General features: G+C 63.6%; 17 protein-coding genes. 12 read left to right on the plus strand and 5 right to left on the minus strand.

Annotated elements, in window-relative coordinates; translation table 11 throughout:
* Positions 1-3: 3 nt before the first annotated feature.
* On the plus strand, positions 4-1,368 hold the full coding sequence (locus tag IHE39_RS12005) for an acetoin dehydrogenase dihydrolipoyllysine-residue acetyltransferase subunit (RefSeq protein WP_192566624.1): 1,365 nt from the start codon (positions 4-6) through the stop codon (positions 1,366-1,368).
* A gap of 71 nt (positions 1,369-1,439) precedes the next feature.
* Here IHE39_RS12005 and IHE39_RS12010 read toward each other — a convergent pair whose 3' ends face one another.
* Both IHE39_RS12010 and IHE39_RS12015 read right to left on the minus strand, forming a co-directional pair.
* Positions 1,440-2,294, minus strand: a complete 855-nt coding sequence (locus tag IHE39_RS12010; RefSeq protein ID WP_184771114.1) for a MurR/RpiR family transcriptional regulator — start codon at positions 2,292-2,294, stop codon at positions 1,440-1,442.
* Between the two features lie 31 nt (positions 2,295-2,325).
* The gene (locus IHE39_RS12015) at positions 2,326-3,408 is read right to left on the minus strand and encodes a polyamine ABC transporter substrate-binding protein (RefSeq protein ID WP_246471156.1); all 1,083 of its coding nucleotides are present in this window, start codon (positions 3,406-3,408) and stop codon (positions 2,326-2,328) included.
* A 152-nt stretch (positions 3,409-3,560) separates the two neighbouring features.
* Here IHE39_RS12015 and IHE39_RS12020 point away from each other — a divergent pair, with 152 nt between their 5' ends.
* Genes IHE39_RS12020 through IHE39_RS12035 form a run of 4 tightly spaced genes read left to right on the plus strand, consistent with a single transcriptional unit; the run spans position 3,561 to position 7,528 of the window.
* Positions 3,561-4,655: an ABC transporter ATP-binding protein gene (locus IHE39_RS12020; RefSeq protein WP_192566625.1), complete on the plus strand. Its 1,095-nt coding sequence runs from the start codon at positions 3,561-3,563 to the stop codon at positions 4,653-4,655.
* Position 4,656: 1 nt separating this feature from the next.
* The gene (locus IHE39_RS12025; protein WP_192566626.1) at positions 4,657-5,550 is read left to right on the plus strand and encodes an ABC transporter permease; all 894 of its coding nucleotides are present in this window, start codon (positions 4,657-4,659) and stop codon (positions 5,548-5,550) included.
* Positions 5,551-5,561: 11 nt separating this feature from the next.
* On the plus strand, positions 5,562-6,392 hold the full coding sequence (locus IHE39_RS12030; protein ID WP_184771118.1) for an ABC transporter permease: 831 nt from the start codon (positions 5,562-5,564) through the stop codon (positions 6,390-6,392).
* Positions 6,389-7,528, plus strand: coding sequence for a DmpA family aminopeptidase (locus IHE39_RS12035; RefSeq protein WP_192566627.1), 1,140 nt, complete (start codon positions 6,389-6,391; stop codon positions 7,526-7,528). Before IHE39_RS12030 ends, IHE39_RS12035 begins: the two co-directional genes overlap by 4 nt.
* Before the next feature lie 27 nt (positions 7,529-7,555).
* Here the strand turns inward: IHE39_RS12035 and IHE39_RS12040 are convergent, their stop codons facing one another.
* Positions 7,556-8,224, minus strand: a complete 669-nt coding sequence (locus IHE39_RS12040; protein WP_192566628.1) for an HAD-IA family hydrolase — start codon at positions 8,222-8,224, stop codon at positions 7,556-7,558.
* Positions 8,225-8,317: 93 nt separating this feature from the next.
* Entirely contained in the window at positions 8,318-8,950 is a 633-nt protein-coding gene (locus tag IHE39_RS12045; protein WP_184771124.1) for a hypothetical protein, read from the minus strand.
* Positions 8,951-9,144: 194 nt separating this feature from the next.
* Between IHE39_RS12045 and IHE39_RS12050 the strand changes: the two genes are divergently transcribed.
* The 5 genes from IHE39_RS12050 (at position 9,145) to ptsP (ending at position 13,939) form a co-directional block, all read left to right on the plus strand.
* The gene (locus IHE39_RS12050; protein WP_184771126.1) at positions 9,145-9,579 is read left to right on the plus strand and encodes a transcriptional regulator GutM; all 435 of its coding nucleotides are present in this window, start codon (positions 9,145-9,147) and stop codon (positions 9,577-9,579) included.
* Positions 9,580-9,631: 52 nt separating this feature from the next.
* A complete protein-coding gene (srlA, locus tag IHE39_RS12055; protein WP_115734428.1) occupies positions 9,632-10,390 on the plus strand; it encodes a PTS glucitol/sorbitol transporter subunit IIC in 759 nt (252 codons plus the stop codon).
* A 16-nt stretch (positions 10,391-10,406) separates the two neighbouring features.
* Entirely contained in the window at positions 10,407-11,414 is a 1,008-nt protein-coding gene (gene srlE / locus IHE39_RS12060; protein WP_192566629.1) for a PTS glucitol/sorbitol transporter subunit IIB, read from the plus strand.
* A 116-nt stretch (positions 11,415-11,530) separates the two neighbouring features.
* Entirely contained in the window at positions 11,531-11,911 is a 381-nt protein-coding gene (locus IHE39_RS12065) for a PTS glucitol/sorbitol transporter subunit IIA (RefSeq protein WP_192566630.1), read from the plus strand.
* Between the two features lie 48 nt (positions 11,912-11,959).
* The gene (gene ptsP / locus IHE39_RS12070) at positions 11,960-13,939 is read left to right on the plus strand and encodes a phosphoenolpyruvate--protein phosphotransferase (protein WP_192566631.1); all 1,980 of its coding nucleotides are present in this window, start codon (positions 11,960-11,962) and stop codon (positions 13,937-13,939) included.
* A gap of 18 nt (positions 13,940-13,957) precedes the next feature.
* Here the strand turns inward: ptsP and IHE39_RS12075 are convergent, their stop codons facing one another.
* Complete coding sequence (locus IHE39_RS12075) at positions 13,958-14,725, minus strand: hypothetical protein (protein ID WP_192566632.1); 768 nt, start codon at positions 14,723-14,725, stop codon at positions 13,958-13,960.
* 161 nt (positions 14,726-14,886) lie between these two features.
* Here IHE39_RS12075 and IHE39_RS12080 point away from each other — a divergent pair, with 161 nt between their 5' ends.
* Both IHE39_RS12080 and IHE39_RS12085 read left to right on the plus strand, forming a co-directional pair.
* Entirely contained in the window at positions 14,887-15,900 is a 1,014-nt protein-coding gene (locus IHE39_RS12080; RefSeq protein ID WP_312880894.1) for a sugar-binding transcriptional regulator, read from the plus strand.
* Positions 15,901-16,014: 114 nt separating this feature from the next.
* Positions 16,015-16,383, plus strand: a complete 369-nt coding sequence (locus IHE39_RS12085; RefSeq protein WP_184771135.1) for a hypothetical protein — start codon at positions 16,015-16,017, stop codon at positions 16,381-16,383.
* Positions 16,384-16,392: the final 9 nt, after the last annotated feature.

Here is a 16,392-nt window from a genome sequence, read left to right on the forward strand (position 1 = left end):
GCCATGCCGGTCGAAGTAATCCTGCCCAAGGTCGACATGGACATGGCGACCGGACGCATCTCGCGCTGGTATGTCGGCGAAGGTGCGACGGTCAAGAAAGGCGACCTGCTGTTCGAGATCGAGACCGACAAGGCGGCGATGGAGATCGACGCGCCGGCCTCCGGCACCATCCGCGACATATCGGGCAAGGAAGGCATCGACATCCCGGTCGGTGAAGCCGTGGCCTGGATCTATGCCGAAGGCGAGGCGACCAAGCCGGCGAAGGATGCTGTTGCCGATGCCACGCCAGTGCAGGAAGTCGTGCCTGCTGCGGCTGCTCCGGTCGCGGCAGCTCCGGCCGCTCTGCCTGAACTCGCGCCGGCGAACCCAGGCAAGCCGTCGAATGGCACCCGCGCCACGCCGCTGGCTCGCCGTCTGGCGGCGGCGGCCGGTTTGCAGCTCGATGCCATCGCCGGTTCCGGGCCCCGAGGCCGCGTCATGCGCAGTGACGTCGAGACAGCCATTGCGGCGCCTGCGCCGGCGGCATCTGTTCCGGCCAAGCCCGCTCCCATCGTTTCCAGGCCGTCGGCATCCTCCCAGCCACGGCCGGCGCCACAGCGGTCCGCTGGCGCGGCACCGCTCAACTTCGCCTGGCTGCGACAGGGTGAAGGGCGACCGATCGTGCTGATCCACGGCTTCGGCGCGGACCTCAACAGCTGGCGGCCGATGCTGGCTGCCGGCCCCGTCGATGCGCCATTGCTGGCGCTCGACCTGCCCGGACATGGCGGCTCACCACGCCAGACGCCTGCCGACCTCGATGCCATCGCTTGTGATGTCGAGGCAACGCTGGCAGCACTCGACGTCGGCCCGGCGCTGCTCGTCGGACACTCCTTTGGCGGAGCCGTGGCGGCGACCGTCGCCGCGCGTGGCCATGCCGATGTCCGTGCATTGGCCCTGATCGCCCCTGCGGGCCTCGGGCCTGAAATCAACGGTGCCTTCCTGCAGGGCTTCGTACGGGCCAAGAGCGAAGCGAGCCTGACGCCCTGGCTGCGGCTGCTCGTCGCCGACGAGGCGGTGCTGTCAAAACCCTTCGTCAACGCGACGCTGGCGCAGGCAGCCGATGCCGAGTTGCGCGCCGCGCAAGCCGAGATATCGGACCGCTTCTTTGCCGACGGCACCCAGACCTTCGACATCAGGGGGCTGCTGGCGGCCTTGCGCATGCCGGTCCGTGTCATTGTCGGTGCCAACGACCGGATCATCCCAGCGAGCCAGTCTCTGGGACTGCCTGGCGAGGTGGCGCTGCATGTGTTTGCGGCCACCGGCCACATGCCGCAGGTCGAGCGGCGCGAGCAAGTGCTGAAAATCCTGCTGGAGATGGTGCGGGTCTAGCAGCTTTTCTTCTAGATCCTCGCGCTGCCAGCGCGGGGATCTGGCATTCGTTGGCAGCTGGCTCCGCTGGATCAGCTCTCGAAATCGCCAAAAGTATTCTGCAGCCGGGTCAGCAGGTCGACGCGTTCGCCGACCTCGTCGCCGAGCAGCACGATGATGTTGCTCAGCATCAGGTCCATCACCGCGATGATCGTTGCCGAGCCGTCCCAGAGCGGACCGTGCGATCCTGGTACGACGAGGCAGATGTCGGAAACCTCCGGCCCCCACGGGCAGAACTCGTCGGTCAGCAGAACGACCTTGACGCCCATACGCCTCGCCTCCATGGCGAGCGGGCGTGCCTTGGCAGCAAAGCGGCGGACGTCGTGCAGGAACAGCACGCGACCCTCGACCGAACCGTCGAGCAGTTCGGCATAGGTACCGTTCAGCCCGTCGACGAACTGCACGCGCGGCCGTGTGTAGGATAGCTGGCTGGCGAAATACTGGGCGATGCCGCGGACGTTCTGGTAGGCCGCGACATAGACCTCGCTCGCCGAAACCAGGGCGTCGATCGTCTGCTGCCACTCAGGTGCGGCGGTCAGCTCGTAGATCCGGCCGAGATTGTCGATCTGCTGCTGGATGAGCCCGGCGAGCAGCTTGCCCTCGCGGATATCTTCCCGGAAGCGGTCGACCGGTCCCTTGACCTGCCAGGCGGGGTTGGAGCTGCCGCGCCGCAACTCGTGCTTCAACTGGTCGAGGCCATCGAAGCCCATGCGGCGCAGGTAACGCCCGACGGTCATCGGCGACAGTTCGAGGCGGGTGGCGATGGATCGCGCCGTCTCGAACGGGATTTCAGCCAGGTTGCGCTCGATGTAGTTCGCAATCAGCTTGTCGGATTTCGACCGCCTCAGCTCCTCGCTTTGCACGAGCTTCAGGATTCGCTGCGCCATGTCCTCTCCGGCCGGCCGCCTGGTGGCGGGGCTACTGCGCTGTCTTCACCTTGGTCCAGACCCGGTCAAGCTGGCGCAGACCTGGGCCCAAATCCTCGAAGATCTGCAGCCGCTGCATCGTCTCGGGCGAAGGATTGATCTCCTTGCTATTCTTGATGTTGTCGGGGGTCAATTGCCGTGCCGGCACGTTGGCCGTGCCGTTCGTCTGCTGCGAAACGTTGAGTGCCGCGATCTCGGGACGGGTGTAGAACTGCAGGAACTTGAGCGCGCTGTCCTTGTTGGGCGCGGTCTTGAGGACGCAGATGTCCTCCTGATACATGGTGGCGCCTTCTTCCGGGATGACGTAGCCGAGGTCGGCCGTGTTGGCCAACACGTCGACCATGGCGCCGACGAAGAAGTGTCCCGCCGCAACGTCGCCCGACTGCACCATCGCGCGGGTCTCGTAGGTGAAGGCGGCAACGTCAGGCTTCATGGCGATGATCGTGTCGGCTGCCTGCTGTAACTCGGTGGGGTCGGTCGAATTGACCTTGTGGCCATTGAGGATCAGGCCAACTGCCAGAACCTCGCGCATGTCGTCGAGCAGCGTGAACTTCAGGCCCTTGGCTTCGACGGTGGCGATCAAATCCTTCCAGCCGGTGATGTCCTTGCCGAGGATCTTGCGGTTGTAGAAGATGCCCACCGAGCCGAATGCGTAGGGCAGGCAATACTCGCCCTTGGGGTCGCTCTTGGCGCGCATGAACCCCGGATCGATGTTCTTGAAACCCTCATAGGTGTTGATGTCGGTTTTCTCGAGCAGGTCGAGCTTGGCCATGATGTCTTGCATGTGCACCGAGGGGAAGACGATGTCGTAGCCCGTGGCTCCGCCCTGGATCTTGGCCAGCATCTCCTCGTTCGACGAGTATGTCGACAGGTTGACCTTGATCTGGGTCTCTTCCTCAAACTTCTTCAGCACCGCTGGATTGATGTATTCGCCCCAGTTGTAGATGTTGAGCTCGGCAGCGGCGGCAGGCGCCACCGTTACGGCAACCGCCGCAAGCGAAATTGCCGCGACCTGCGCCAAAAGGCTCCGCCTGGTCGGCAGGATGCCGGCGAGGGCATGGTTCATGATCCTCATCGAATTCTCCTCTGTTGGTGTCTGCCCATTGCAGGCCGGCCTTCGAGTGCTCCGGCTACGGCTTCTGGCGGCCGTTGACTTGAATGATCAAATGGTATCCAAATCTCTCGATCGCACAAGAGTTATTTAGATAACAATTCGGGGAACGGCAGATGCGAGATTCCATTGTCCGGCTGGAGGGGGCGGCAAAGACCTTTCCCACGCCGGAAGGCCAAAGCGTAACGGCGCTCGACGCGATCGACCTCGATGTCGACCGCAATGAATTCCTGACCCTGCTTGGACCCTCGGGCTGCGGCAAGACCACCCTGCTGCAGGCGATCAGCGGCTTCGTCGAGCTTGATGCCGGACGCATCCTGATCGACGGCGAGGACATGACCACTCGGCCGCCCTACCGCAGGCCGGTCAACACCGTTTTCCAGAATTACGCGCTCTTTCCACACATGACAGTCGGCGAGAACACCGGCTATGCGCTGGAAGTTGCCGGTGTCGCCAAGGCCGAGCGGATGAAGCAGGTGGCGGCCGCGCTCGACATGGTCGGCCTCACCGGCATGGAAGGCCGCCGGCCGCGCCAGCTTTCCGGCGGCCAGCAACAGCGCGTGGCGCTCGCCCGCGCCATCATCGCCCGGCCAAAGCTGCTCCTTCTCGACGAACCTTTGTCGGCACTGGACAAGAACCTGCGCCAGGCGATGCAGATCGAACTGAAGACGCTGCAAAGCGAGCTTGGCATCTCCTTCATCTTCGTCACCCACGACCAGCAGGAAGCTTTGACCATGTCGGACCGCGTGGCGGTTCTTTCCGGCGGGCGCATCCAGCAACTCGACACCCCGCGCAATATCTACGACCGCCCAAACAACAGCTTCGTCGCCACCTTTGTCGGCGCCAGCAACCTTTTCGAAGGCCAGATGGACAATGGCTGGCTGCTGACGAGCGACGGTACCGCGATCCGCTATGTGCCGTCGGTGGGCAACGTGTCGGGTAAGGCCAAGGCTTTGATCCGCCCCGAGCAGTTGTTCATTTCGGGGGAGGGCCGCGACCATCCTTTCCTCGATGTCGAGGTCGAGCAGCTTGTCTTCGTCGGCTCGTCATTCGAGCTGTTCGGCCACACGGCCGAGGGTCGCAAGGTGACCGCCGAAATTCCGGCCGGCCGGCGCAGCTTCGTCGGCGAGGTCGAACAGACGCGCAAAGCGCGGCTGTCCTACGATCCGGCTGCCGTCCATCTCATCAGGTGCGACGCGGATGGCATCTGACATGTCACTCGCCGGTCGTCGTCGCGTCCAGCTCGCGCTGTTGCTCACGCCGGTGTCGCTGTTTTTCGCCGTCTTCTTCCTTGGCCCACTCACGATCATGATCGTCACCAGCTTCCTGGCGCCCGGCCTCTATGGCGGGGTGGAATGGGTCTTTTATCCGCACAATTACGGCCGCATCCTCGGCTTCGCCGATCCGGCATTCGAAATCTTCGACCCGGTCTACCTCGCGATCTTCCTGCGCTCGCTCAAGATCGCGGCGTTCACCGTCATCGCCACCCTGTTCGTCTGCTATCCCGCCGCCTTCTGCATCGCCCGGCTGTCGGAACGCTGGAAGAATTTCTGCCTGTTCCTGATCACGCTGCCGTTCTTCACCAGCCTGATCGTGCGCCTGTTCATCTGGGTGCTCATCCTGCGCCAGACCGGCATCGTCAACGAGGTGCTGCTGGCAGGCGGCATCATCGATCGCCCGCTTGAGCTGATCTACACCGACGGCGCGATCGTGCTCGGCATGGTCTACATCTTCATCCCGTTCATGTTCATGCCCGTCTACGCCAGCGTCGAAAAGCTCGACTGGACGCTGGTGCGCGCGTCCCTCGATCTTGGCGCCGGGCCCATCCGCACTTTCATCCGCATCATCCTGCCGCTGACGGCGCCTGGCATCGCCGGCGGAGCCATCATCGTCTTCATCCCGGCACTCGGAAATTTCGTCGTTCCAGCTGTGCTCGGTGGCGCCAAGGTGATGATGCTGGGCAACCTCATCGAGCAGCAGTTCCTCTCGGCCCGCAACTGGCCCTTCGGCTCAGCGCTGGCGATGATGGTCATGTGCGCCATGCTGGTGCTGCTGTTCGTCTATGTGCTGGCGTCCGGCCGTCGCGGCGCCGATGTCATGAACTGAGGGAGAGACCCATGAAGATCGCTCGTTTCCTCTTCCGTGGCTCCCTGTTTGCCTACACGGGGCTGTTCTTCGCCTTCATCTACATTCCGCTGGTGCTGATCGCCGTCTATTCGTTCAATTCCAACCCGGTCAACATGATGACCTGGACCGGCTTCACCACCGAATGGTACGCGCAGGTTCTCGGCTTCAAGACCACCATCTCCGAGAATGCGCTGTACATCGAGTCGACCGACCAACTCGTCCAGGCCGTCTGGAACAGCCTGATCATTGCCGGATCCACCACGGTGATCGCCACTGTCCTGGGCACGGCTGTGGCCATCGCGCTCTACCGCTTCGCCTTCTTTGGCAAGCGCTTCTATCGCACGGTCATGTTCATGCCGATGCTGATGCCCGACATCGTGCTCGGCATCGCTCTGCTGATCTTCTTCGTCAATTCGGGCATCAAGCTCGGCCTGACCACGATCATCATCGGCCAGTGCACCTTCCTGATCTCTTATGTCTTCATCGTCGTCTCGGCGCGCCTGGCCGGCATGGACCGCACGCTTGAAAACGCCTCCGCCGATCTCGGCGCCAATGAGTGGGTGACCTTCCGCAAGGTGGTGTTCCCGCAACTGCTGCCAGGGATCGTCGGCGGCGCCCTGCTGGCCTTCATCATCTCGATGGATGATCTCGTCATCACCTACTTCATCGCCGGCGTCGACGTGACGACGCTGCCGATGTTCATCTTCGCCATGCTCCGTCGCGGCATCAAACCCGAGATCAACGCCATCGCGGTGATGATGCTCTCCTTCTCCTTCGTCGTGGCCTCGCTTGGCCTCTACCTGCGCTCACGGCAGAAATGACCTCGATGACCAAAACGAATTCTCCTGCTGTCAAAGCCCGGGCCCGCGATCTCGGCTTGCCATTCCCAGGCCGCACCGGTCCGCTCAACGCCATCACCGATGTCGAGGGTATCGGCGTCGGATTCCGGACCATCCTCGAGGATGTGCCTCGGCCGGGCCGCAAGCGTCCGGTGCGCAGCGGCGTCACCGCGATCATGCCGCATGCGGCTTCGCCGACGCCGGTGCCGGTCTATGCCGGCGTGCACCGTTTCAACGGCAATGGCGAGATGACTGGCACCCACTGGATCGAGGATGGCGGCTACTTTCTCGGGCCGGTCGTCATCACCAACACCCATGCCGTCGGCATGGCCCACCATGCGACAGTCAGATGGATGCTGGAGCGCTACGCCTCGACCTATGACACTGACAGTTTCCTCTGGATCATGCCGGTCATTGCCGAGACCTATGACGGTGTCCTGAACGACATCAACGGCCTGCCGCTGACCGAAGCGGATGTCAGGGCTGCCCTGGATAATCTGTCATCGGGGCTGGTGCAGGAAGGCAATTGCGGCGGCGGCACCGGCATGGTCGCTTACGGCTTCAAAGGCGGGACGGGCACGTCGTCGCGTATCGTCGAGTTTGGCGGTCGTGAGCACAGGATCGGCACGCTGGTCCAGGCCAATCATGGCCAGCGTGACTGGCTGACGATCCGGGGCGTGCCCGTTGGCGAGCACATGCGCGACGGCACGCCCCAAAGCCAACTCGCCGAACGCGGTTCGATCATCGTCGTCATCGCTACCGACCTGCCGATGGCGCCGCACCAGCTGCAGCGGCTGGCGCGGCGCGCTTCCATCGGCATCGGCCGTGGTGGTACGCCCGGCGGCAACAATTCCGGCGACATCTTCCTGGCGTTCTCGACCGCCAACCCGCAGCCCATGGCCCACCGTGCGCCGGCAAAACTGAGCCTCGAAATCGTCAATGACGAGAAGCTGGACCCGGTCTATGCCGCGACCGTCGACAGCGTCGAGGAAGCCGTCGTCAATGCGATGCTGGCAGCTGAAGACGCCGGCGGCACCGCCTTCGACCGTTTCCGTATCAAGGCCATGCCGCATGATCAGCTGGTTGCGTTGATGCGCGACCACGGCCGAATGGGCTAGCTGCGGCGACAGGCGCGCGGGTTGTCGTCAGACGAAGCCGCGCTCGCGCAATTCGGCTGAAACCTCGTCCCAACTGCCGCAGACGGCTGCTGCGCCCGCCGCGAGAAGTTCGGGTCCGTGGCCGTCATGGGTATGGCCACCGCCGACATAGCCGATCGCCACCATACCGGCAGCGACCGCGCCCTGCACGCCGTAGCGCGAGTCCTCGATCACCACCGACCGCTCAGGCGCAAAGCCCATCTTTTTTGCGGCATAGAGGAAGATGTCGGGCGCCGGCTTGCCGTTCTTCACCATCGACGAGCTGAAGATCGACGGGCCGAAATAATGCGCCAGGCCGGTGACCTCAAGGCTGTGGTTGATACGTTCGACCGAAGAGGATGAAGCGACGCAGCGGGCAACTTCGAGCCGGGACAGGAACGCGGCGATATCGAGCGTCGATGCCAGCTGTTCGGTGAACAGCGCCTTGGTCTCGCCCCAGATGTCGTCGGTGGCGTTTTCGGGCAGGAGTTGGCCGGTAAGTTGGTGGATCTTGGCGATGATGTCAGCCTGCTTCATGCCGACGCAATGCGAAATCACCTCTGCCTCGATCTTGAGCCCGTTCTTGGCATAAGCGCGCACGTAGGCAAGCGCTGCCAGCGGCTCGCTGTCGACGAGCACACCGTCGCAATCGAAAATCACCAGGCTGTCGTTGGGCACGTCGGTCTCCAGAAACTTATGCGGCTCACGCCGCCCTTCGTCGAAATGAGGCTGCCGCGGACATGCCGTGCCGCAACTGCGATGGTTGGAAGTCTAATCCCGGCCTATCGCTTCAGGCCGTGGCGAAGCCTGCAACGCGCGCTGCATGGCGCTGCGCTCTTCCGGCAGGTCGGGTGCGAGCCAGTTGGGCTCGGCGCCGAGGAAGCGGTCGAGATAGGCGACGGCGTAGCTTGGCATCTCGGCGGTGTTTTCCTTGTAGGACCACCAGGTCCTGAGATCGTCGGCGCAGGCATCGAGGGCAGGGGCCTCGCCAAACTCTTGTTCGAACAATACCGCAATCGAGCAGACGCAGAAATTGGTGTAGACGAAACCCTCCGGCCAGAACCGTACGATTTCGGGAACTTGAAGCGCTGGCGTATTCGCGCTGGGCGCATCTGTGGCCTGTACAGGCGCTTGCTTGATCAGTTCCTTGAGCGCCAAGCCTGCGGCGTAGACGATGAAGTCGGCACGGTCGAGCTGTGCATATGATTTTTGGGCGTTTACGATCTCGACCCAGTCGAGGAAGATGCGGGTCAGTTTCTTCTCGTCGATATCGAAGTGGATGCCATATCGGGCGGTGATGGCGCGCGCACTGTTGCGGAAGGTTGTGCGGAACCAACGCAGTTGCCTGAGCCTGTGGCGGAGGTCGGGCACAAGCGCCAACTCGTTCTTGAAGATCAGGTCCATCGTCGCAGTGCTCCTGCCCTGTCCGGAAGATACCACCGGCAGGCAAAATGCCAAATGCCGCTGTGGATCGGAACCGCCGTGCGGGGGTGCCCAAAGTTATACATATTGACATTCGTAAAGACAAATGTTCTTTGATTGATATGTGAGCGGCTCAGCATATCGCCGCTCCGGAGGACTTCGGGAGGAGGAGCCTTATGGCAATCTGGCAGTGGGGACTGCTGCTTCTGGGCGTCGTCTGGGCGCTGCAGTCGCTTGGCGTGTGGATTCAGATGCGGCACTACGCCGATGTCTTCAAGGGCATCACCGCAAAGTACCAGGATGGCTATGTCGGCGCCGGCAATTGCCGCGGCCGCCTCGGCAAGGGAACGATCGCGCTGATCGTGGTCACGCCGGACCTCAAGGTCCAGCGCGTGCTGACCATGACCGGGCGTTCGGTCTTCGCCAAGTTTCAGCGACATGAAAATCTTGAGGGAACTTCCCTCGATCAGCTCCGGTCCAATCCCGCGATACTGGGAGAGGGGGAAGCCGGTGTGGCGGAAGCCGTGAAGAAGGCGGTCGAGCAGGTCGACCGTACGCGGCTCGAGCCAAAGGGGCCCGGCCTCGCCGGCCTCAAGCCAGTGGGTACGTAGGGAACAGCACCTTCGGGCGCGATCTCTTGGGTGAGGATATCAAGGAGGAGAAATGTCAGTCCTATCTATGTTGGCGCAGCACGCCGACATGGCCGTCCAGAACCTGCACGTCGCGGGTTCGATGGCCACGGATGCTGCAATTCACGGCAAGCTCGCCGTCAAGGGGGCAACGAATGATCTCGTCGTGCTCGCCCAGGCGAGCGGCGACCTGACCGTTGAGCAGTTCAAGGAAAAGCTCAACACCGTTGCCCAGGAGGAGCAGCTTGGCTGGCTCACCAGCATCGGCAAATACTTCATCGGCATCTTCCAGAAGGGCGGCGAGGTCTTCGCCGGCTTCGTCACCGGCATCATCCCGACGCTCGTCGTGCTGATGACGGCCTTCTATGCGCTGACCGAACTGGTTGGCGAGGAGAGGGTACACGGCATCGCGCGTGGCGCCGGGCGCATCGCGCTGACCCGCTACACTGTTCTGCCGCTGATTTCGGTGTTCTTCCTGACCAACCCGATGGCCTACACCTTCGGCTCGTTCCTGGAAGAAAAGCACAAGCCCGCCTTCTACGATGCGGCGGTGTCTTACGTGCACCCGCCACTCGGTCTGTTCCCGCACATCAACCCGGGTGAATATTTCGTCTGGGGCGGCATTCTCGTGGCTCTGCTCGAGCTCGAGAAGAAGGGCGCTGTTCCCGGCGGCTACCACATCCAGGTCGCCATCTGGTACGCCATCGTCGGCCTCGTCGTCATCCTGCTCAAGGGCATGCTGACCGAGCGCATCACCGCAATCATGGCACGCCGCCAGGGCGTCGAGCTGTAAGGGCGGGGAGGGGCACATGGCCAAGTCTTACAAGGCAGTCAAGATTTCCCGCGGCAAGAGCGGCTGGGGCGGTCCCCTGGTCGTCCAGCCGACGCCGGAACGCAACAAGGTCGTCTCCGTTACCGGCGGCGGCATTCACCCGGTCGCCGCTCGCATCGCCGAGATGACCGGCGCCGAAGCCGTCGACGGCTTCAGGTCGCCACCGGTCGAAGGCGAAATGGCGGTGGTCGTCGTCGATTGCGGCGGCACCGCGCGTTGCGGGGTTTATCCGCGCAAGCGCATTCCTACGGTCAACCTTACCCCGGTGGGGCAGGCGGGTCCGCTCGCCCAGTTCATCACCGAGGACATCTACGTGTCGGGCGTCAAGGAAAGCGACATCACCATGGCCGACGGTTCGGAAGCAGTGACATCGGCAGGCGCGGCCTCCAACGCGAACAATGCCTCGTTCGCGACGGCGGCGAAGGCAGCACCGGTGGCGACCAACGACGGTGGGTTCATCAACCTGATCGCCAGCGTCGGCCGTGTCATGGGCCGCGTCGTCAACATCTTCTTCAATGCCGGCCGCCGTACCATCGACCAGGTCGTCCGCAACGTGCTGCCGTTCATGGCGTTCGTGACGATGCTGATCGGCCTGATCCTCTACACCGGCATAGGCGACGTGCTTGCCCAGCCGATGGGCCCGCTTGCCAACAACATCGTTGGCCTGCTGGTCATCTCGGCCATTTGCGGTCTGCCGTTCCTGTCGCCCATCCTGGGACCAGGTGCTGTCATCGCCCAGGTCATCGGCGTGGCCATCATCGGCCCGCAGATTGCCAACGGCACGATCTCGCCGGCGATGGCGCTGCCGGCGCTGTTTGCCTACAACACCCAGGTTGGTTGCGACTTCGTCCCGGTCGGCCTGGCGCTCGGCGAGGCCAAGCCGAAGACCATCGAGATCGGCGTTCCTGCCGTTCTGATCAGCCGCCAGATCATGGGCCCGGTCTCGGTGCTCATCGCCTGGGCGGTCAGCCTGGTCGTGTTCTAAAACCCTTGCCCGGCGGCACATGCTGCCGCCGGGCGATCTTCCATCGCCGGCGCTGGCCGGCACCAAGCATCGTCCAGGCAGGCATATCGGCCTGGACCCATTGAAAGGCTTTGATCATGTCGGTTCATCTCAAGACGCACATCACGGCAATTGGACCGGAAGTGGCAGAGCTGGCCGAAGGCGGCGTGCTGATCCTGTTCGCCGACGGCGCCCCGCCGGAACTTGCAGAGGTGTCGGTACTGCACAAGACCGAAGTCGGACCGAGTGACGCAGCCCCCGCCGTCGGTGCCGCGATCGTTATAGGCGAGCTCGAAGGCACCATCACAGCCATGGGCGACAGCGCCTGGAACAAGGTGCGCGAGATCGGCCACGTGGTCATCAATTTCAACGGTGCTGCCGCTGCCGAGCGGCCAGGCGAAATCTGCGCCTCGGCTGTCGAAGGCGAGGTGCTGGTCGCGGCCCTCAGGGCCGGCGCTACCATCACTATCGGCCGCTGATTGCGGCGCGTGACGCCGCTATACTGAACTGGAACAAGAGACCTGCCTATGGAACGCTCGACGATCGTCAGAGTGCATGAAGGGCTGCATGCCCGGCCCGCCACCCGCTTCGTCAAGCTCGCCAAGAGCTTCGAAAGCGAGGTCGAGATCATCAAGGACGGCAAGTCGGCCAGCGCCAAGAGTGCGGTCAAGCTGATGTTGCTCGCCGTCAAGGAAAACGACGAAGTCACTATCCGCACCAGGGGCGCCGACGAGATAGAGGCGGTGGAAGCACTGGTCGGCTATCTCGAGAACCCGCTCGCCGGGCTTGCCGAGGAGCAGGCACAGGCTGAGCCGGAAGCTGCCGCCGCCGCTGGCGTGACCCTCAAGGTCGAGCCGACCAAGTCGGCGGCATTCGAGGAAGAGGTATCAGGCGCATTGAAGGGCGTGGCCGCCAGCGAGGGCTATGCCGTAGGGGCCGCCTTCGCCCACTTCCCGCCCGAGATCAAGCCGGAGCGCCGCACGCTTTCGCTCGGCGACATCAAGGCTGAACTCGTCCGCTTCACTGATGCCGTCGAGGTCGTGCAGGCGCGCATGAACGCCTCGCTGGCATCGGACACGCTGTCGGCCAACGATCGCGGCATCATCGCCGCCCTGCGCGACATTGCCGCTGACGACGAACTGCGCGACGAGGTCGTCACTACAATCAACACTGGCAGCGACGCCGTGACCTCGGTCATCGGTGCTGCCAGCAAGATTGCCGCTCAGTTCGGCCAGGTCGACGACCCCTATCTCAATGCGCGCGCCGACGATGTCCAGGCGGTGGGCCGCCAGATCTGCCTGGCGCTGCTTGGCCAGGCCGACGTCAGCCTGGACGACATCCCTGAGGGTGCCATCCTGATCGCCGAGGACATCGGTGCCTGGGATCTCGCTCGTGCGCCGCTCAAGCGCATCGGCGGCATCGTCTGCGGTCATGGCGGGGCAACCTCGCACATCGCCATCATCGCCCGCGCCCACGGTATTCCGGCCGTACTCGGCATGGGCGCTCAGGTGCATGAGCTGGGCAAGGCGCGCGAAGTAGCCCTCGACGGTCATCGCGGCCACGTTGTCGCCAATCCCGAGGGCGCGGTGCTCGACCGCTTTCGTGCCCGCATCGACGAGGCCGCCCGTGAGCGCGAGGCGCTGAAGGCGTTCAAGGATACCACGCCGCACCGTGCCGACGGCACCGTCATCGAAGTGGCCGCCAATATCGGCTCGCTGGAGGAGATCGACGCCGCGCGTGATGCGGGCGCCATGGGCGTCGGCCTGTTTCGCACCGAGCTTCTGTTCATGCGCCACATGCACCTGCCGTCGGAAGACATGCAGGCCGAGACCTATGCAGCGCTGGCCAAGGCTTTCGCGCCTTATCCGGTCATCGTGCGCACCCTCGACATCGGTGGCGACAAGCCGATCTCCGGCATCGAGTTTCCTCAGGAGGAGAACCCGTTCCTCGGCTGGCGCGGCATCCGCATGTGCCTCGACCGGCCCGACATCTTCAAGCCGCAGCTCCGGGCGCTGTTGCGCGCAGCCGTCCATGGCAACGTCAAGGTAATGCTGCCGATGGTCGCCGACGTCGGCGAGGTGCGTGCCACGCGTGCCCTGATCGAAACCTGCAAGGCCGAGCTTGCGGTGGAGAAAATAGCCTTCGGCGAGTTCCAGCTTGGTGTCATGATCGAGACCCCGGCGGCCGTTCTGATCGCGCCGGCGCTGGCCAGGGAAGTCGCCTTTTTCTCCATCGGCACCAATGACCTCACCCAGTACATCATGGCCGCCGACAGGCTCAATCCGACCGTTGCCAAGCTCAATGACGTCACCAATGTCGCCGTCATGTCGGCGATCGAAATGACGGCGAGGGCAGGGGTAGCGGCAGGGATCATGGTCGGCATGTGCGGCGAGGCGGCCGGCCGGCCTGACCTCATCCCCGAATTCCTGCGCATGGGCCTGACCGAACTGTCGATGAGTCCGGCCTCGATCCAGCGCGCCAAGAAACGGATCGCCGAGCTAAGCTGATGCCGGATTGGCGCGGTGTTACGGCAGATGCGCCAGCAGCACCTGGAAGATCGCGCCAAGCTCCTTGACGGGATCGGCACTGGCGAGCGCAATTGTGATGCGCTCGCGGCGGGCGTCCACCGCCATCTCAGCGGCCTCCAGCAGGTCGGCGTCGCTCATGCCCGACGGCGACAGGGTGAGGATGGCTGCGGCGAGCAACATCGGCGCAAGCGGTACGAGCCCCGCGGCGGCATCCGTTGCCTCGTTGCCGGACTGGCTGACGAGCAATTCGACAAGCGTTGCAGCGGCAACGATGGCGACAGCTTCGAGCCTGCTTTCCGCGCTCGCCTCATGCATGGCCGTGAGCAGCTCGCCATGCTTCTTGCGGATGGCGAGATGCGCCTGGCTGAAACCTGCCTCATGCAGCGGCATCCGGTTGCCGCCGTCTTGACGTGGCGAAGTCTTGAACGCGGCATAAAGGTCGCGGCGGAACAACCTTTCGCCCTCGACCGAGCGTCCGGTGGCGAAGTAGGTGTCGAAGCCATGCAGCTTTGCGCCGTCGCCCGCGCGTATGATCGGCAGCAGCGTGCGCGACACTGTTTCGGCGGCGCTCAGCGTGTCATCGACCACGCTGGCCGCGCGGCCAAGCAGGCGCTCGATCTCGGCGGGCGGGGCAAACGGCTCGGCCATCTGCGGCCGGCGCGGTCCGCCTGGATTGTCGTGCCGGCTGGAGCGAACGAAATGGCGCACGTCGCGGAGACGATCCTTGATGTTGACGACAACATCTTCCGAAAGACTTCTCAGCATCTTGCGCATTCCCTTGATATCGCTGTGGCCGCGGGACGAAACCGCAGGCTCGGGCATTGCAGCACTGTTTTGCACGGTGCGCAATTCAATCGCGACACCTCGCCGCTTGACCTTGCCGCGGTTCCTTGAAAAGTGATGTAAACTGAAACGGGGGGAGTGGCGTGAGCAAAGGTGTCAAAGGGTCGGGTGGAAAATCGCGTGCCGCCGAGACACCTCAGGATGTCGAGAGTTCCCCTACCGACAGCCGGGCCGACAGGCTTCGTGTTCGCGCCGCCTGGATGTATTTCATCGAGCAGATGACGCAGAACGACATTGCCGAGGTTCTCGGCGTCGGCCGCGTCACCGTCGTGCGTATGCTCGCCGAGGCGCGCCTGCGCAACGAGGTCAAGATCGCCATTGAAAGCGATCTGTCCGACATCGTGCGCCAGGAACGCGCCTTGGAGCAGAAGTTCGGCGTGCAGCGGGCGATCGTCGCGCCGCTTTCCGGGGAGGGCTCGGATCCGATCCCGACCATCGGTGCGGCAACCGGCGCCTACCTTTCCGAGGCGATGAAGTCGGGCATGTCCGTGGGCGTCGGCTGGGGCCGCACGCTCACCGGCACCTTGCCTTTCGTCAGCGGCAAGCCACTTAGCGATTTCCGCGTCATCTCCCTGCTTGGCGGCGTCGGCGTCGCCCGCCGCACCAATCCGGCCGAATTCGCCTGGCGATTTGCCCAGGCCTTCCAGGGCGATGGCTACCTCATTCCGGCACCTGCCGTCGTCGACAGCGTCGAGACCAAGCGTGCGTTGATCGAGCGCTGCGGCTTGTCCGAAGTCTTCGCATTGGCCGACAAGCTCGATGCCGTGCTGGTCAGCGTCGGCGACATCGCCTCGGCCTCGACCTTCTATCGCGGTGGCTTCCTGACCGAGGCCGAGCGCGAGAAGCTCGCGGCAAAAGGCGCTGTCGGCGATCTTTTGTTCCACTTCTTCGACCGTGAGGGCAACCTCGTCGACCATCCCATCAATGAACTCGGCATGTCGGTCGATGTCGACCGCATCCGCCGTGCGCCACTGCGCATCCTGACATCAGGCGGTGCAGACAAGATCGACGCGCTGCTGGGCGCCATGAAGCTGGTCAAGCCGACGGTGCTGATCACCGACGAACACAGCGCAAGGCGGATGATCGAAGCGCCCTGAGCGACAAAACGCCTGAAGTGCTTGTCATAGCCGGGCACTGCCTGCATGATCGCGGATACCAGCTTGGCCGACCAGCCGCAACAGAACCGATAGCTTGCCACCTTTGGAGGTCCCATGCCTGATTTCAACCCGGAGAATGTCCGCTCCCTGGTCAGCAAGGTCATGAGGGCGTCTCCTTCCGATGTCAGGCTCATCGCGCAGCGCCTGCACGATCATGCAGTCGAAGAGCGCATGTCGCCCGAGGCGGCAAGGGCCTTCGTCGCTGAACTCGGCTATGACAGCCTCGAAGCCTTCTGCGCCGATATCGGCCTTCCCGGCCATATCGCGGAGCGTTGGGGCCGGTTCGGCGTTTCTGGCGAAATGCGCCAGGTCTTTACCCTGCTCGCCGGGCAGCGCCGGAAGATGGCCGAGGCCATCGCCGAATTCGAGGCGATGACGCATGTCGGCATCGAGGATTTTCTGCGTGAAAGAGGGCTGCTATAGGCTGCTGCC

This window comes from Aminobacter carboxidus (assembly GCF_014863355.1).
GTDB classification, from domain to species: domain Bacteria; phylum Pseudomonadota; class Alphaproteobacteria; order Rhizobiales; family Rhizobiaceae; genus Aminobacter; species Aminobacter carboxidus.

Coding starts and splice junctions, on each gene's coding strand:
- IHE39_RS12005 (WP_192566624.1), top strand. CDS start 4: ATGCCGGTCGAAGTAATCCTGCCCAAGGTCGACATGGACATGGCGACC.
- IHE39_RS12010 (WP_184771114.1), bottom strand. CDS start 2,294: ATGGCGCAGCGAATCCTGAAGCTCGTGCAAAGCGAGGAGCTGAGGCGG.
- IHE39_RS12015 (WP_246471156.1), bottom strand. CDS start 3,408: ATGAGGATCATGAACCATGCCCTCGCCGGCATCCTGCCGACCAGGCGG.
- IHE39_RS12020 (WP_192566625.1), top strand. CDS start 3,561: ATGCGAGATTCCATTGTCCGGCTGGAGGGGGCGGCAAAGACCTTTCCC.
- IHE39_RS12025 (WP_192566626.1), top strand. CDS start 4,657: ATGTCACTCGCCGGTCGTCGTCGCGTCCAGCTCGCGCTGTTGCTCACG.
- IHE39_RS12030 (WP_184771118.1), top strand. CDS start 5,562: ATGAAGATCGCTCGTTTCCTCTTCCGTGGCTCCCTGTTTGCCTACACG.
- IHE39_RS12035 (WP_192566627.1), top strand. CDS start 6,389: ATGACCTCGATGACCAAAACGAATTCTCCTGCTGTCAAAGCCCGGGCC.
- IHE39_RS12045 (WP_184771124.1), bottom strand. CDS start 8,950: ATGGACCTGATCTTCAAGAACGAGTTGGCGCTTGTGCCCGACCTCCGC.
- IHE39_RS12050 (WP_184771126.1), top strand. CDS start 9,145: ATGGCAATCTGGCAGTGGGGACTGCTGCTTCTGGGCGTCGTCTGGGCG.
- srlA (WP_115734428.1), top strand. CDS start 9,632: ATGTCAGTCCTATCTATGTTGGCGCAGCACGCCGACATGGCCGTCCAG.
- srlE (WP_192566629.1), top strand. CDS start 10,407: ATGGCCAAGTCTTACAAGGCAGTCAAGATTTCCCGCGGCAAGAGCGGC.
- IHE39_RS12065 (WP_192566630.1), top strand. CDS start 11,531: ATGTCGGTTCATCTCAAGACGCACATCACGGCAATTGGACCGGAAGTG.
- ptsP (WP_192566631.1), top strand. CDS start 11,960: ATGGAACGCTCGACGATCGTCAGAGTGCATGAAGGGCTGCATGCCCGG.
- IHE39_RS12075 (WP_192566632.1), bottom strand. CDS start 14,725: ATGCTGAGAAGTCTTTCGGAAGATGTTGTCGTCAACATCAAGGATCGT.
- IHE39_RS12085 (WP_184771135.1), top strand. CDS start 16,015: ATGCCTGATTTCAACCCGGAGAATGTCCGCTCCCTGGTCAGCAAGGTC.